We start from the raw sequence: 16,315 nt of genomic DNA on the forward strand, positions 1-16,315 counted from the left end.
TAGGAATTAGAACAAAACAAGTTATGATGAGTAAAATGACGACGTTTATAGTGTTATTTTTGAGTATCTCCTCAATGACAATTGCACAAAAAAATGAAAGACCGAATGTGTTATTTATTATAGTCGATGATTTAAATGACTTTGAAGGGAAATTTGGAGGACATCCTCAAGCAATTACCCCTAACATTGATCAATTGGCTAATTCTGGGGTAACTTTTGTAAATGCTCAAACCAATGTTCCCGTTTGTCAGCCATCAAGAAATAGTTTATTTACAGGCGTTTATCCTCATGTGTCTAAAGATTTTGGATGGACGCCACGTAGAAAGCAATTTGTTCTAAAAAACAACGATACACTGTTTCATCTTTTTAGAAACAGCGGATATGCAATGTTTGGATCTGGAAAGTTATTACATAAAAATGACAATCGCCTTTGGGATGAATGGGGAGTTCCAGAAAGGTATAATTACGGCCCTCATGCATTCAATGGGGAGAAAATAATTACACATCCGTCTGTACCTGAACCATTCAGAAACATAAATATTTTGGATGGATCGTTTGCTCGTCTTTCTGATATACCTCAATTTGATAGTACAAAGACAACACTAAATCCTGGTTGGGGATATCCGAAGAAGGAATTTAATTATGTTGATGATCAAAATCGAGATTTATTTCCCGATGAACAACACGCACAATGGGCAGCCAAAAAAATTAAGGATTTAGAGAAGTCAAACTCTGATCAACCATTTTTTATGGGAATTGGATTTGTAAAACCGCACACACCACTTTATGCTCCAGATAAATATTTCGATATGTATCCTTTAGAAACATTGAAATTACCAATCATAAAAGAAGGTGATAATGAAGATACATTTTTTAAAGACAATTACCCGATGTCTCAAATGGGTTTGAAATATTATCAAGCATTGTGTGCCTCTTATAAAGACAACGAAGAAGGTTTGAAAAGAGTGGTACAAGCGTATTTAGCCTGTGTTACTTTCATGGATGATCAAGTAGGAGTTGTTATGGAGGCTTTGAACAACAGCAAATTTGCAGAGAATACAATTGTAGTGTTTACAGCAGATCATGGATGGAATTTTGGTGAAAAAGAATATTTATATAAAAACTCCCCTTGGGAAGAATCAGCAAGAATTCCAATGGTTATCCGTTATCCAAAAAATCAAATTGAAGGTTTGGAAGTAGATCAGCCAGTCTCATTAATCGATATCTATCCAACACTAAAAGACATTTGTAGATTAAAACCTATGAGTGAAGTGAAAGAAGGTGCAGGGGAAATTGGAGGGTTTTCTATGAAATCATTGCTAATCAACAATCAAAAAGAATGGAAAGGTCCTAATGGTGCCTTAACAGTAATGGGTGTTGGAATCTCAGAAGCAATAGAAGGTTTAGGAGTATCAACAAATCCACAGGCAAAATGGCACATCAAAATCATTAAAGATCTTCCAGATGAATATGTATTCAATCAGACTTATTCATATAGAACAAAAAAGTATAGATATATAAGATACAAAGATGGTCAGGAAGAATTATATGATCATACAAAAGATAGTTATGAATGGAATAACGTATCAGGTAAAAAGAAATATCAAAAAGTAAAAGCGCAACTAAAACAAGAGATGTTGGAGATCATAAACAAATCTGATTTCAATTCATCCTTACCACAAGGATAATTTAAAATAGATATATAATCACAAAAAAATAAGAATAGATTAAAATAGATTCATCTCAGAAAACCTCAACAAAAGCACTGTTTCCAACGATGGGTTTCTACCCATCGTTGCCGACACCATCAACACAAAAACCTCTAAAAACTACTTCCCGTTATTATTTTCGACTTGTTCAAAAATAATGTTTCGTTCAGTACTTTTTTTATACATATCCTTCTTAGAAATCTTTTTTATTTTCATAGGTCGATAGGAATAATTATCAGGTTTCATTATACATTCCACTTGATATTCAAGCATTTTTTCAAATGGATTAAGGAAATCTTTCAACTCACAATCTTCCATTTTTCCTTCATTAAGTAAATTGATAACTGTATACACCGACTCAATAGTACTTAAGCAAAGTGATTCAGGTTGTTGTTTGATAATAAATTTAGATTTGATTTCATTATCAAAGCTCACCCTTGGTATAGTTTGTAAATTAGTGCTTAGCCTTAACATTTTGCGAGCACAGGGCCAAGTCCCATCAAGAATAAAAATGTAAGGTTTTTCGCCCAAAAATGAATTCATTTCCTCACTATTTCTTTGGGATAAATTGAAGTTCTCTTTCCCTGGATAAAGTAAGAAAGACGACCTTGTTTCGTCATTCAAAATTTCATTGACACGTTTGTTGTCTGTAAAATCCACCCCAACAATAATTTCTGAATTTTTTAGCTGAAGGTGCGTCATATGTCCCGTTCCATTTTTTTCTTTATGATATTCCTTAGGATGCATAAGAAAAATAAAACGTGTTTCAGTATGTTTAGGATTCGTGTGTTTGCAAATACATGAACTTGAAGGTCTCATACATTTGTAACATTTGATTCTCGGATTTTCTATGTCTACGCGCAAAATAAATGTCTTTAACTCTAAATATCAATAACTTAGAAAAACGTATGTTTAAAATGAAGACTACATTTGTTCTAAAGTTATTCGTCGAATATAAATGAACTTTAAATTTCGCTTTATTGATGATATTCTACAACAAAAGAAGAAGTTTATTAACTATTTGTAAGCTTTTCTTTGAGGAGTATATTTAAAGCAGATGAGTAACTTATACTTACCTGCTTTTTGAGATTTGATTATTTTTAATAGATAAAGTCGCTTTTTACTACAATAAATTTTTGCCCAGCCATAAGATTCATATTTCCAGTTTGTTCTATATAAAACGATTTTAATCTATAGACATCCTCCCACGTTACAGCAGTAGGGTCTTTCTTCATCACCATAAATAGTCTTCTAGCTAATTTGAAAAAACCATCACCTTCCTGTATAGTCAGAATGATGTGAGTGACTTCAATTTTGTGAGTATCAATTACATTGATCTTTGTCGCTGCTGATAAATTCATTTGAGAAGTTATCATTAGTAGGAGAGAGGTAAGTAGAGTGAAAATAGAACGTTTCATGAGGCTTTTGTTTTTGTCGATTAATTTGATGATTCTAATATATAGTAACAATGTTACCATGTCAAGTAAATTTGTAAATATTTTGTAATACGTATATTAAAAACATAAAAATAATAGGAGAGTGGTTTAAATTTGATGTCAGAATGAATTTTTAATTACTGTTTGTTACTATAAATTTTTTCTACAATTATGTTTGTTGATTAATAATTATAGAAAACAATAGTTCAATAAAATTGTTTAGAGTCAGTTGATTAATGCTGTTTTAAATATGCTCTGGGAGAGCAACCAAACTCTTTCTTAAATGATCTTGAAAAATGGGGTAAATCTGAAAATCCTAATTCATAAGCAATCTCTTTGGGTCCAAGTTCCTTAGTTAATAATAACTCTCGCCCTTTATGGACCCTATATTTCTGATAGTATTGTTTAATACTACTTCCAAAAATAATCTGAAAATTATTTTCTAAATCACTTGCGGAAATAGTGAAGATCTCAGATAAGTCTTGGGTATTTAATTTTTGATCAATATGTTGGATGATATAATTCTGAACCTTAATTATAGTAGGTAAAATATCAGTCGATAAATTATTCATCTGTTCTGATAGCAAAGGATTATCATGTCTCTCTATATATTCTAAACCAATAAAGAATAAAGATCTTAAAATGTTATTCTGAATTTCATATTGATGTTTCCCACTATAATGAAAACTTTGTGATAAGATATTTCGACACAAACTTAAATCGTGGTGTTCATCAAAAAACATAAAATTTAACGGTTGAAAGAAAGAAGTATAGAGTTCGGGATGTAAAGTATGAATGTATTCTTTGCTACATAAAATAGTAATATGATGCGCTTCGTTAGAAGATGGAAAATTGATATCAATATCAAAATCTGCTTTCATAACTATAAACCCCTGATTGGAATCTATTTCATATACTTGATCATCTAATTTGAATAATAAACCTTTCGCAAAAAATATAAAGACATAATCCATTTCATAATCAGAACTAAATTGTAGCGTCTCAATATTGTTCTTATTAAAATGCTGAACATTAAATAATATGGACTTTAAATGATCATCAAGGGAATGAAAATATATACTGCCGTTTTCTAATGCTAACTCAATCTCATTTTTAAACTCACCTTTGAACATTTTCTCTTGAACCTGCTTATGATCTTCAAATGAAGAAATAAAGTGTTTCATATATCACGAAAATAAATATTCAACTATTGTACTTTTTTGTTCAACTTTTTCAGAACACGACTCCCTACCTTTGTAATTGTAAGGTAATCAGATGATTACTTCTTTCAATCTAAAGAATAAAACAATGAATACTAAATTTTGGAAAGCGTTTTTAAAAGTAGCAGGTATAGTTACTCTATTAGGTCCATTACCATCTATGATTTCTCCTGTAAAAGGAACATTATTAACCTTAAATATTGATCTTTCTAATTTAGACGCTTTAGTACCTGTCATCGGTCACTGGGGAATAATGATTGTCGGAATAGGCGTATTGATTTATCATTCAGCATCAAATATTGCAATAAGAAAATCGACTTTAATTTATGCAACATTAGAAAAGATATATATGGTATCAGGTGGTTTTTGGCTATTAATGAATGATCCAATATTAGGAGAAAGTTTTATTCCTGTAATGATTGCTGATTCACTTCAAGTGATTGGTTTTGCGGTTTATTTCTATCAATCCGCCCAAATAACTGAAAAAATTAAGCCCGTTCATGTATAGGGCGATCCATCTTCAATAAAAAATATAGTATCAAATTATAAATTATACAACTATGAAAAAGGTATCATTAATCGATAAATTCTATGCATCATTTTTAATGGCATTTACTAAAGAATATTCTGAATTAGAAAGTTTTAGAGTAAATAATAATTATAATAATAAAATACCTACGATAGCAAACCCTGTCAAAATTAAAACGCAGTATGCAAAAATAAATGGAGTAAAAGTTAGATATGCTCATTATCCTAATGAAGGGAAAGATACTTTAGTGATGCTATCACCTTTACCTCAAAGTATATTAGCCTATGCACCTATTTGGGAAAAGGTAACCAATGAGTTTGAAGTATATGCCTATGATTTACCTGGGTTTGGTCGTAGTGAAGGTGGAATGGAATTCATGACATTCAAAGCACAAGGCGAATTTTTATACAATTTCATTAATGCTTTTGATATTCGTCAGCCTCATATTATGGCACCAGACATTGGTATGCCAACAGCCTTATATTATGCAGGAACATTTAAAAATGATATTCAAAGTCTTATGATTGGTGATGGTCCAGCAATAGCTCCATCAACCAATGGATCTATCATAGATAAACTAGGGTTTTCTAAAATCTGGCAATTTCTAATTGGTAATTTTGTAGGATCAGGGGCATTTGTAGAAGTAGGTAATAGATTAGGCTATCTTAATTATGTACCTAACGAAACGGAATTATCAGATTACATCCAATCGTATGAAGGTCGTTTGAAATTACCGATTGCTTGGTTTAAATTTTATAATGAAAGTATTGCCACAGTAGATCCATTAATTGATACCATTGATATTCCCACATTAATATTCTGGGGAGGTAATGATCAAATATTACCTTTTGATAATGGTGTTAGAATTCATGAAAGAATGAAAGATAGTCAATTACATATTTTTCAAAACTGCGGGCATTTTGCTTATCAAGATCAACATGAAAAGTTTTCAGAAATGATGGTGAATTGGGTAAATAACCATAAAAATAAGACAAGAATAGGTGCTTAAGTATATAGTTTGATGTAGAAAATGTGTTACCTTCGAGGAGGTAACTCATTTTTTTATAATATGGAACAAACAAACATTCAGCTATTATTATTTAATGCAATAAAGAATAGAGATCTAAAAGAAATCCATCAGACATTAGATCAATATCTTAATGATACAGATATTGAAGATCGTTTATTTTGGGTAGAAAGATATGATGCTATTTTGAAAGAATTGGAGAAGAAAGCAGCAACTTATCCGGAAGAAGAACTTTTCTGGTTAGATATTATGCGAGCATTCATCGATGTTGTTCCAAGGTAAATAATTCCAATCCTTTAAAAAGGGTTAGTAAATCATAAATGAGCTTAATTTGATAAAGAATAAATAGGGTAGTTTAAACCATTTAAGATCTTCAAGTTACTAAGTGTGTATCTAATTAATTTAATAATTCTTGATCCATTTAAAAGAGTACTAATCAGATCAAGAATCTCAATGCTTTAACTTAAAAATTTAAATGAGATACTGCCTAATTTTATTAATTGCACTTGTTGTAAGTTCATGTGCACCATTAACAGATAGTGATGAAGTTTGTGATCCATTGGCTGAAAATCCGCACTTCAAGTCGGAATGTAAACAGTACAATTGCACAAATTATTAAAACATTAATATCAAAGGAGAGAAGCAAAATTTAGGTGCAGCTCTTTCTTGATTAGTAATAATTTATAGAGGAATAAAAGTAAAGAAAATTACTTAAATGTATTTCAAAATGATAGTAGGAAAGGATCAAATTAAACTTTGATCCTTTCTTTTTGTTGTTATCTTTATTGATCTCTTTACTTAAATGTTACTCTCAAAAGTCAGCGCCAGAGGTTCAATTAGTTACATAAGTTAAATCAACAATATCATAACCTTTATTGTCTATGATATTTAAAAACAGAACCAAAGTTTTGATTTTTTTACTATCATCTTTATTTATAAATGATTGTAATTAACACAAAAAACATTTGAGAAAGGCCTACTAACACAAGACCATCATTCTGCTACCCTCTACTAGAATAGAACAAAAATAAAATTATCCAATTGAAGCCAACAGTGGCAATTGATAAAAAAACATTTTCTACAAGCTTCAGAAGTTATACAGCTACCTCCAATCTTCCTACCCTAGAAGAGTATTGTTTAACTTTTGAATTGTTTCTATTAATCTAAATTCGAGGTTTAATAGCTAAGTGTACTTGACTCACCCTGAGGTGTTATGCCGTCTGTAAGAGCATAGTTACCATAATATGAATCTGTAGTAATATGATAAGAAGTCTTAGCCTATTTGCAACATTCAATAAATATTATGACCTGTTTAAGGTAATTCTTGACTTTTTATTGGAAATACAGTATCGATTAAACCCGTATAACTAATCAAGATGAATTTATCAAAATAATCTAATTCAATGAAAAATATTCAAATTTTATTTCCAATAATCGTATTAGTTATTTCTTCATGTTCAACTTCTGATGAAATGGAACCAACATCGAAACTCCAAGGTTTTTACAGCATCCAAAATGAAAATACACTTCATGAAATAAATTTCACAGGAAGCGACTTTATTGAAAAAAAACACTTTGTGGGTGATGAAATCGAAAATTTTAGCAACGAAAAAGGAACTTTTCAAGAAGTATCTGAAGGTCGCTTTAGAGGTGAAGGTAATACGGAAGTATTTGAAATGTTTGAAGATGAATTTTTCAAACTCGAAGGAATGAAAACTGAAAGAACCTTTGAAGTTAATCCCTCTGGTACGGTATTTATTAATGGAAAGGAGGCTGAAAAAATTGAAGGCTTTACAATTCAATTCCCTGAATATAATGAGTCTCAATATTTAAAGGAGGGGTTTCATATGCAAATATCAAATACTGCAAATAGTTCTACAAGAAATGAATATAAAATAAATTCAGAAGGCGAAATAATTGAATACAGAACGGAAATATATGACGGATATACAAACAACTATAGCTATGTTCAATATATTCTAATAAATACGCAAGAATCTAAAAAGGGAAGGTCATACATTGGGAATTTTAAAGTGATTACTTCGGATTATGAAACTGAGTCTTCAAAATCATTTGGTTACGCTCCATTAGGTGAGTTTTACGAAGGAGAATACTTCCCCAATCAAAAAGATTTCACAATCGAAATTAAATAATTCAGAAAAGATACTCTTTAAATTATCATTAATATGAAAAAGTTATTTGTTATAAATTGGTTCAGTAGTACCACTCATGGTGAAATTAAGGAGTTTGATAAACCTAGTTACAAACATTCTGTCAAGGATTTTCATTATTATGGTATCGTCTCAGCAAGTAGAGATGTGATTAATCTTTAGGCAAACAGCTCTTATGTAATGTTTTGACTCATATGAAAACAGCCTCATGGGAATCGAGTCAAGGGAATCCAAGGATGATTATACTGACTTGTCCTGAAAAAAGTTGACATTTAAAAATACATTATACCCATCTTCATATTGCTTGTAGATGGGTTTTCTTTTTCCATTTCACCTTTTGTTGTAAATGAGCTTGGTTTGGAGTTAAAAGACCTATAGAAAAATGAGGTCTAGTTTGGTTATATAGAGCAATTGACTCTTTAACTTGTGTTTCCATAATTTCTTTACTTCCAAAATGAATATCAAGAAGGAATTCATCTTTAAGTATTCCATTAACCCTTTCTGCTATTGCATTTTCATAAGGATCAGCTTGTTCAGTCATACTGATTTTAATATCATTCGCGTTTAAAATTTTTGTATATAACTGACTGCAATATTGAAGTCCTCTATCTGAGTGATGTATCAATTTTTCATCATATATACGACCCTTTAAAGCCATTTCTAATGCTTCTACAGTGGTTTCAGCCTGCATGTTATTAGATAATTTATAACCTACAATACGTTTAGAGTAAGCATCTGTAATTAAATGTAAGTAATGGTGCTTTGTATTACAAGTTAAATAAGTGATATCAGCTACCCATACTTGCTCAGGACGATGAATATGAAGTCCTTTTACACAATTTGGATATTTACGCATCCAGTGTTTTGAATTCGTTGTTTTATGATACTTTTGTTTTCTACTTACTAGTAAATTAGATTCTCTTAAATATTTGAACAACTGATCCCTACCAATTTTTATTTGATTAGAAAACAAAAAATATTACATCAAATAATGTAGTTTTTTCCTCCTAATTTTGGAAGTAAAGACCTGTATTTCATTACTTCTTATTTTACTTGAATAAGCATTAATTGCTTTTGCAGTTCTGATTCGATTACAAAACATACACCAACTTTGATTACAATACTTTGTTGTAATTTTATTTTGCTCATGTTTTAGTTTCCTTGCACAATGCCAACTGGTCCAATATTTTGGTGAAAATGAACTTTTGACATCAATAAGATTCATAGTAATTGAGTCACTTAAATATTTAGCTCTAGCTCTCCTTACTAAGTTATTTTTATGATTCTCTCTTGACTCAGCAAGAGTAATATTTAAATTGTTATTTTTGCATTTTTAGAAGGTGGGGTACTCAGTTGTGCTAATGTATCAAGAGCACCCCCCGTTTTTTTGGATTTATTGGAGTTATAAGACATAGTTAGTTGTCTCTTAAAAAGAGAAATTTAGTTTAGTAGCTTGCGTGAAAGAAATACAAATTTTTAGCAAAAGAATAGTGAGAAATATATCGTTAGCAGTGGAATTTGTATGAATCATGATCGCTAATAGCTATTGAGAAATTAAGGTGTTGAATATAAGTCTATTTTTGATTGAAATACAAATTATTTCATAAAACAAAAGGCCCTGATTATATCAGAGCCTTTTGGTCGAATTCTTTATAGTGTCATTCTGAAACACAATTATTTAGAGTATAACCCTTTCTTGCACAAAGGTTGCTTCCCAGCAGAGCCTTCAATACCACAATATAATATTTTTTTCTTGTGGTTCTTCGCTCCGCGGAGTGTTTTTAAGGCAATGAAAGGGTTAGGATTCAATTATTTCGATTGAATCATTTCTTTTTTGTCCTCTAATCGCTGAATTTCTCTAACCCATCTTTTGGTAGGATACGCAATCCATACTGCGATTCCAGGTATTGAAGCTGGCCAAAAAAGAAAAGCCCCAATACCAGTAGTAATGATACCTGCTGTCTTATTGATTCTATTTCTAGATAGCTTTCTTTCGGCAGCTTTTATTTCAGCATCAATTTCTTCAATTTTCAATTCTTGATCTTTAGAAATGTCTTGTGAATAAGAATAAAATGACAATGAAAACAATATCAAAATTGTAAAAGTAAAATTCTTCATATAAAGAATATATTTAAGTTATTAAACATAAAAGGTAATCTTAATAGATCAATCACCTATAAATTTGATTCAAAGGTAATTCAAATAAATCGAACGATTGAATAAAATTAGTAATTGTTAATTATTTAGAGGTTTCTGTCATTTATTATGGGTGGAGGGTGGGCCTTAGTTCTCCTGCTTGTTTGAAAAACTTCCCTTTCAATACTTCAGATAAAAAATAAAAAAGTGCGAGAAAGTTTTGGCCCACAAAAAGCCAAAAAACTTAGTCACTGATTTTTATTTTTTCCATGCTAGATGCTACAAACTTTCTTGATTTTTACTCTACTACTAATCGATAGGTTATACTTCGCTAAATATTCTATCTCTCCTTTAATTTCTAGAATCTCATTTTTCATTATCAAGAATCTTTCTTTATCTGCATATTTCCCAAGTTATGTTGTAAATATTCTAGTAAGTCCATTTTTTTTTGAATAGGCTTCTTCGTAAATTTCAAAGATCTTATTTCTGATTTCTTGCCTCTTCTCCTTGGCAACTTGTATCAATTCCAATTTGAAAGTATAAAGTTTTTGTTTTTGCCTTAGTCGAATTACTTCTTTATTGAGCTGAATTTCTAATAAAATTTTGTATTGTCAATGTCTGGTGCAAATGATCCGAATATAGTAAGTGCCAAATATTCAAGCTTTTCAAAAATATTGATGTCTTGGAAGTACAAAATGTGGCTGTGAATATTAAGCCTTCTGTAAGGTGTTTGATAGCTAGCATTTGAGAAGTAGTTTTATATAATTTTAATGAAGTAAATCATTTTATTTTTTATAACAATTAGGGTTTTTGGCCTCTATTAACACTATTATAATTGAAATAAAAAATAATAATCATGGAATATATAGTAGGATTAATCGTAACACTATTTTCTTTATTAGCATATAATATAATAATTAAGAAGTATAAAATAAATCAATTATTAAATAGTGAGGAAGAATTTAATAAAAGACGTAACATTACTCACAGTCATGTAGCTGAACATTTGAATATGTTGTCGAATCAAGACATTGATAAAGCCAAAGAAGTGTTCGATTTAGCAGACAGATGGAATGAAAAATCAAAATTAGCAAAGTCAACTAAAGAATGGGTAATATGTAAGGAAACTCAAAACCATTGTTATTTTCTATCATTATTAATTTATTTTAAAGAAGTTGAGAATGAAGTTAAGACATATAATGATGTTGAAGCTGTTACAGCTCAAATAAATATACTTGAAAAGATGCTTAATAATGTCCCTGTAATAACACGTACAGATCGACAATTTTGACTATAATGGATTAAATTCAATTGTAATAAACCTTAGAGAATGGAGATCAATAAATTTATATCTTGAAACTTCAGAGTTTTTAGAAGAAGGTTTTTTTGATATTTATAAATGATAATTTAAAAACTAAAATTATGACACAAGGAAAATATAACACCTACTTGGATCAATATCAGTGTGCAGGAATGCTACATAGCGTTATCGAAGATCCAGATTAAGCTTTCATTTTAATGACATATACTTGATGATTATACCTATAAAAGGTTTCCAAACATTGATCAGTTAAAAAAAATCAAAGGTAGAGTTAATGGATATTCAAGAATCAGTGATGACAATAAAAACGTATTAAGAAAAAAAAGGTATCTATAGAAACATATATGCCTTACCTGAATTATTTAAAATACAAGGTAACTACTTTCTTATAAGTTCATATAAAGATAAGCTTATTGAACATTTATCTTGTACACCTGATAATCAAAAATTAGACATAGAATTTGTAGGGAAAGTTTTAGACATTACACATATTCAGTATATTCCATGCCCATATGTAGATGTATAGGGAAAAGAACTTCCTCTATAAACTATACAAAAATCCGTTTTCAAACTATTTCTCTTGATGAGATTTGAGGTTACGAACCTGGAAACTAATCTTTGGGCAGATTTATCTTCGTAAAAATGTACACACTCGCGGTGGACGGGGAAGATGTAGCCCAGTAAAAGGGTAGTGAAGTGGATCATTTGTCGGCCCTAGTCGGGAAAGAGAACTCCTATATGATACACTAGAAATTTTCAGTAACTCTTAACGGAGTGCAGTAAGGCATTTAACATAAGGCTGATTGATATTTTTGCTGTTATGTATCTTTATTTTAAATTACATATAATTCATATTATGTTAAATAGAACTATATTATTTAAAGGCATTCCCTCCACCTCTTATTCTACAGTAAAATCTAAAATAAAGGCTTTAGTTTGTCTACGACTTTATTTTGTCAACCGATAAGCATTGTATTATGCCGAAAAATAAATGTACTAGATTTTAGAATGACTGATAGAGATTGCACATCTGCATACATATTAGAAATAAAAAATCCCACAAGCTGTATATCTTGTGGGATTTTATCTATTTTAATTTACTTGTTTAGTATCTTTTTTACCACCTATGGTACAACTAAAATGATACTCACCAGATTTCATCAAAAACTGTTTTTGTATGTGAGTTAAAGTTCCACCAAGGGCTGCTTGTCGTAAACCGATATTTAAAGTATAAAAATCATCTTCAATCAATTTATATTGATGTGATGCCTTTCTAATTTTAGAAGCTGAATACGGCCATATAGAAAACTCGAAAGTTGGTTCCCCTTGTACAAATAATTCTGATGAACTGTTATTCGTAAATTTCACCCAATCTGTATTTGTTCTATTTCCGTTTTCTTGTGGTTTTGGATAAGCATAATACAAGTCATTCGTATTGATTGTATAGAGACCCTTTTGTCCACTTCTGTTTCTATCTATATAATTTCCATAAGGACCATTTCCATAAAAGGTAGTTTGATTTAAACTTTTATTGATACCCATAGTCAATCCAAAATTAATCAGATCAGGCAAATCGGTAGCTGCATTCAGTTGCATATCAATTTTAACACCTTCGTTTGTTATGGTATAGGTTAGTTGAAGGTCCACTTTTTCTTCCATTTTATGATGAACTTTCACCTCTACTTCACCACCTTTCAATTGATTTGAAGTAATTTTGGTAGACCATTTCTGATCAATGTTTTTCCAAAATTTATTGGATTGACGCATCGAGAATGCAGACGAGCCTCTCAAGTCATTATCTGTTGATGGTCTCCAGAAGTTCACCTTTACTGGTTGTTTTAAAAATTCTTCGTTTTTTATTTGATAAGATATCAATTCTCCATTTTTCTTAGAGAAAACAACATTCGTGTTTTCACTCTTAACGATTAACTGATCATCTTCTTCTTTAATATTAAATTGATTTTTTGAAGCTCTTTTGTTTTTTACTACAATAGATTGATGTTTATTTTGATACATTAGTTGAGTTTTCCCCACTTCACTCCCAGCCTTACACCATAACCTATCTCTTTTCTCTAATAATCTGATGTTAACTAGATACTCTGCATTAGATTTAATGAGTTTCTTTTTGATTGGAAGTGTGTAGGTCGATTCCTCACCTGCCATTACATCTATTTTATCTAATACTGTGGTTTGAACCTCTACCCCATTTTCTAAAAGTTCTAATACGAACTGATAGTCACTAAACGATGAATCATGGAATCTATTTTTTATTTTCACTACCCCATTTTCTTGATCATCCCACTTGATTTCAAAGGGTTGAAAAACATATTTCATTTCGTAAGCATGAGGATGAGGAGTAAGATCTGATGCAAAAACACCATTCATACAGAAATTTTGGTTATTAGGAACATCACCAAAGTCCCCACCATAGGCATAATACTTTTCTCCTTTATTATTTTTTGTTTCTAACCCTTGATCTCTAAAATCCCAAATAAATCCTCCAATAGTATTTGGAGTTTCTCTGATATAATCCCAATATTCTCCAAGGCCACCCATAGAGTTGCCCATTGCATGCATATATTCACACATTACAATTGGTCTCTTAATGTATTCGCTTTTCGACATATTGACTACTTGCGACAAATTAGGGTACATTCTACTAACAACATCTACATATGGAGGGTCTGTAGGATTCGCCATTTCTGGTGATCTCCCAATATCAAAGCCTTCTTTATATTGTGGATGTGTTGGGTCTCCTTGTGCACCTTCATAATGGATAAATCTAGAAGGGTCAAAATCTTTAATCCAAGCTGCTGCTGCTGCAAAAGCAGGACCAGTTCCCGCCTCATTTCCTAGCGACCAAGATATAATACTTGGGTTATTTTTATCTCTTTCCACCATACGGAAAACCCTACTCATTAATGGAGCAATCCAAGAAGTTTTATTCGGAATATACCCACCTAAATGATGCGTTTCTATGTTGGCTTCAGACATTACATACAAACCATATTTATTACATAGTTCTAAGAAGTAGGGATCATTGGGATAGTGAGACGTTCTAACTGCATTGATGTTGAAACGTTTCATTATTTTCACCTCTTCTTCCATATCCTCTCTTGTTACCGCTTTCCCTCTTTTAGGGTGATGATCATGTCGGTTAACACCCATGATTTTTGTTGGAACATTATTAATTAATAGTGCTTTATTGTTATCAAAAGCAACTTTGATAAAACCAACTTTTTCGCTTCTTGCTTCTAATAATTCCCCTTTATTATCATATAAAGATAGTACTAAAGTATAAAGATTTGGATGTTCTGCAGACCACAACTTTGGATTAGTTAAAGTTGCTTTTAGGCTTGGTATAATAGGAAGATCTCTTTGAGGCCAACGAACATTCACTACATCATCAGCAGAAACATCAGATAGATTTTTCACTAACTCTTTTCCGTTATCATCAAATAGTTTCGCTTTTATTGTATAATCCTTCAGTTGAATATGTTCTGATGATTTCCACATTTCGGGTTCAACTTTTAGAGTGGCCTCCGTTAAATCATCATTTAAAAAGGTCTTCACCCTAAAATCTGTAATAGATATTTTCGGTTGAGCCAAGATCATTACTTCTCTATGGATACCCGCTAATCGCCACATGTCTTGATCTTCAAGATAACTGCCATCGCTGTATTTAAACACTTGAACTGCTACTCTATTTTTACCTTTAACAATATATTTTGTGATATCAAATTCTGCAGCCAATCTACTCCCCTGACTATAGCCTACCTCTTCTCCATTGATCCATACATAGAAAGCGGATGTTACTCCTCCAAAATGTAAAATTATATCATCACCTTCCCAATCTTCTGCTATTTCAAAATCTCTGTAATAGGATCCAACAGGGTTATCTCTATAAATATAAGGAGGCATAGGTGGTCTTGGACCTCTCCAATCATAATTTGGTAATTTACCTTCCAAAATATGTGGGGTAAATGGGTAAACTATATTCGTATAAATTGGTTGTCCATACCCTTTTAGTTCCCAGTTTGAGGGAACCTCAATATCCTTAAAATTACTGCTTTTAAAATCTTTTTTATAAAATTCTAAAGGACGACTTTTAACATCATCATTATAATTAAATTTCCAGGTGCCATTTAGCATCATCAATTTACTCTTACTTCTATCCAAAGTTTTGGCATCTTCCTCTGAAGTGTAAGAGTAAGAGGGTACTCTTGCATCTAATTTATTTCTTTCAAATACTTCTTCGTTTTCCCAAATATTTTGAGAAAAGGTATGTATCGAAAGCGTCATTAAAATAATGGTTTGAATAATTTTTTTCATTTCATCTATCAGGTTAGCTCTGTTGATTTAAGATTATGTCACATCAAATTAGTAACTGCTTAATCAAAAATAATTATTAGTGAATGCTCTTCATTACTTGCAGATAATATTCAGACCAATGTTCAGAAATAACCCATATTATATGATCATTTTATACTGTTGTCTATATTTTGTTCAGTTGATTTTAGTTCAAAACTTAAATCAAAATGATTTAAAAGGATGATACTTACTTTAATTGTTAAGGGTAGAGAAGGTATTTATCTGTTTTCGATGAATTGCAAAAAACGCACCTTATGTTGAGAGTGCTTTTGATAGTAAGTAAGTTGTGAGACATTGTTGGTTACTTAATTCCTATTTGATATTGAGGTGAAATAAAAAAATCCCACAAGATGTATGAGCTTGTGGGATTTTGTGGTTATAGGTTTAATACTTTC

General features: G+C 30.9%; 12 protein-coding genes. 6 read left to right on the forward strand and 6 right to left on the reverse strand.

Translation table 11 applies throughout. The features are described from left to right. Positions 1-74: 74 nt before the first annotated feature. Positions 75-1,688, forward strand: coding sequence for a sulfatase (locus tag NH26_RS21495; protein WP_052432313.1), 1,614 nt, complete (start codon positions 75-77; stop codon positions 1,686-1,688). A gap of 141 nt (positions 1,689-1,829) precedes the next feature. Here NH26_RS21495 and NH26_RS21500 read toward each other — a convergent pair whose 3' ends face one another. The 3 genes from NH26_RS21500 to NH26_RS21510 all read right to left on the reverse strand — a co-directional run bounded on the left by NH26_RS21500 (position 1,830) and on the right by NH26_RS21510 (position 4,329). Further along, positions 1,830-2,573, reverse strand: a complete 744-nt coding sequence (locus NH26_RS21500) for a tRNA-uridine aminocarboxypropyltransferase (protein ID WP_262494313.1) — start codon at positions 2,571-2,573, stop codon at positions 1,830-1,832. Between the two features lie 236 nt (positions 2,574-2,809). Next, complete coding sequence (locus NH26_RS21505) at positions 2,810-3,127, reverse strand: hypothetical protein (protein WP_139263226.1); 318 nt, start codon at positions 3,125-3,127, stop codon at positions 2,810-2,812. A gap of 251 nt (positions 3,128-3,378) precedes the next feature. Beyond that, entirely contained in the window at positions 3,379-4,329 is a 951-nt protein-coding gene (locus tag NH26_RS21510; protein ID WP_044229566.1) for a helix-turn-helix domain-containing protein, read from the reverse strand. Between the two features lie 124 nt (positions 4,330-4,453). On the opposite strand from NH26_RS21510, the gene NH26_RS21515 reads away from it, so the two are divergent. From NH26_RS21515 to NH26_RS21530, 4 genes are all read left to right on the forward strand, one after another. Further along, entirely contained in the window at positions 4,454-4,873 is a 420-nt protein-coding gene (locus NH26_RS21515; RefSeq protein WP_139263227.1) for a hypothetical protein, read from the forward strand. A gap of 52 nt (positions 4,874-4,925) precedes the next feature. Beyond that, positions 4,926-5,903: an alpha/beta fold hydrolase gene (locus tag NH26_RS21520; RefSeq protein WP_044229562.1), complete on the forward strand. Its 978-nt coding sequence runs from the start codon at positions 4,926-4,928 to the stop codon at positions 5,901-5,903. A gap of 60 nt (positions 5,904-5,963) precedes the next feature. Then, on the forward strand, positions 5,964-6,203 hold the full coding sequence (locus NH26_RS21525; protein WP_044229559.1) for a hypothetical protein: 240 nt from the start codon (positions 5,964-5,966) through the stop codon (positions 6,201-6,203). Positions 6,204-7,324: 1,121 nt separating this feature from the next. Further along, positions 7,325-8,074, forward strand: a complete 750-nt coding sequence (locus NH26_RS21530) for a hypothetical protein (RefSeq protein WP_044229557.1) — start codon at positions 7,325-7,327, stop codon at positions 8,072-8,074. 313 nt (positions 8,075-8,387) lie between these two features. Here the strand turns inward: NH26_RS21530 and NH26_RS21535 are convergent, their stop codons facing one another. Further along, positions 8,388-9,065 (reverse strand): IS3 family transposase, encoded by a 678-nt coding sequence (locus tag NH26_RS21535; RefSeq protein ID WP_084812317.1) that lies wholly within the window; start codon positions 9,063-9,065, stop codon positions 8,388-8,390. Positions 9,066-9,901: 836 nt separating this feature from the next. Then, complete coding sequence (locus tag NH26_RS21540; RefSeq protein ID WP_044221042.1) at positions 9,902-10,210, reverse strand: hypothetical protein; 309 nt, start codon at positions 10,208-10,210, stop codon at positions 9,902-9,904. An 874-nt stretch (positions 10,211-11,084) separates the two neighbouring features. Here NH26_RS21540 and NH26_RS21545 point away from each other — a divergent pair. After that, positions 11,085-11,519, forward strand: coding sequence for a hypothetical protein (locus NH26_RS21545; protein ID WP_044221039.1), 435 nt, complete (start codon positions 11,085-11,087; stop codon positions 11,517-11,519). 1,122 nt (positions 11,520-12,641) lie between these two features. Here the strand turns inward: NH26_RS21545 and NH26_RS21550 are convergent. Then, on the reverse strand, positions 12,642-15,881 hold the full coding sequence (locus NH26_RS21550) for a glycoside hydrolase family 2 TIM barrel-domain containing protein (protein WP_044221035.1): 3,240 nt from the start codon (positions 15,879-15,881) through the stop codon (positions 12,642-12,644). Positions 15,882-16,315: the final 434 nt, after the last annotated feature.

Origin of the sequence: Flammeovirga pacifica, from assembly GCF_000807855.2 — a bacterium.
GTDB classification, from domain to species: domain Bacteria; phylum Bacteroidota; class Bacteroidia; order Cytophagales; family Flammeovirgaceae; genus Flammeovirga; species Flammeovirga pacifica.

Coding starts and splice junctions, on each gene's coding strand:
- NH26_RS21495 (WP_052432313.1), top strand. CDS start 75: ATGACAATTGCACAAAAAAATGAAAGACCGAATGTGTTATTTATTATA.
- NH26_RS21505 (WP_139263226.1), bottom strand. CDS start 3,127: ATGAAACGTTCTATTTTCACTCTACTTACCTCTCTCCTACTAATGATA.
- NH26_RS21510 (WP_044229566.1), bottom strand. CDS start 4,329: ATGAAACACTTTATTTCTTCATTTGAAGATCATAAGCAGGTTCAAGAG.
- NH26_RS21515 (WP_139263227.1), top strand. CDS start 4,454: ATGAATACTAAATTTTGGAAAGCGTTTTTAAAAGTAGCAGGTATAGTT.
- NH26_RS21520 (WP_044229562.1), top strand. CDS start 4,926: ATGAAAAAGGTATCATTAATCGATAAATTCTATGCATCATTTTTAATG.
- NH26_RS21525 (WP_044229559.1), top strand. CDS start 5,964: ATGGAACAAACAAACATTCAGCTATTATTATTTAATGCAATAAAGAAT.
- NH26_RS21530 (WP_044229557.1), top strand. CDS start 7,325: ATGAAAAATATTCAAATTTTATTTCCAATAATCGTATTAGTTATTTCT.
- NH26_RS21540 (WP_044221042.1), bottom strand. CDS start 10,210: ATGAAGAATTTTACTTTTACAATTTTGATATTGTTTTCATTGTCATTT.
- NH26_RS21545 (WP_044221039.1), top strand. CDS start 11,085: ATGGAATATATAGTAGGATTAATCGTAACACTATTTTCTTTATTAGCA.
- NH26_RS21550 (WP_044221035.1), bottom strand. CDS start 15,881: ATGAAAAAAATTATTCAAACCATTATTTTAATGACGCTTTCGATACAT.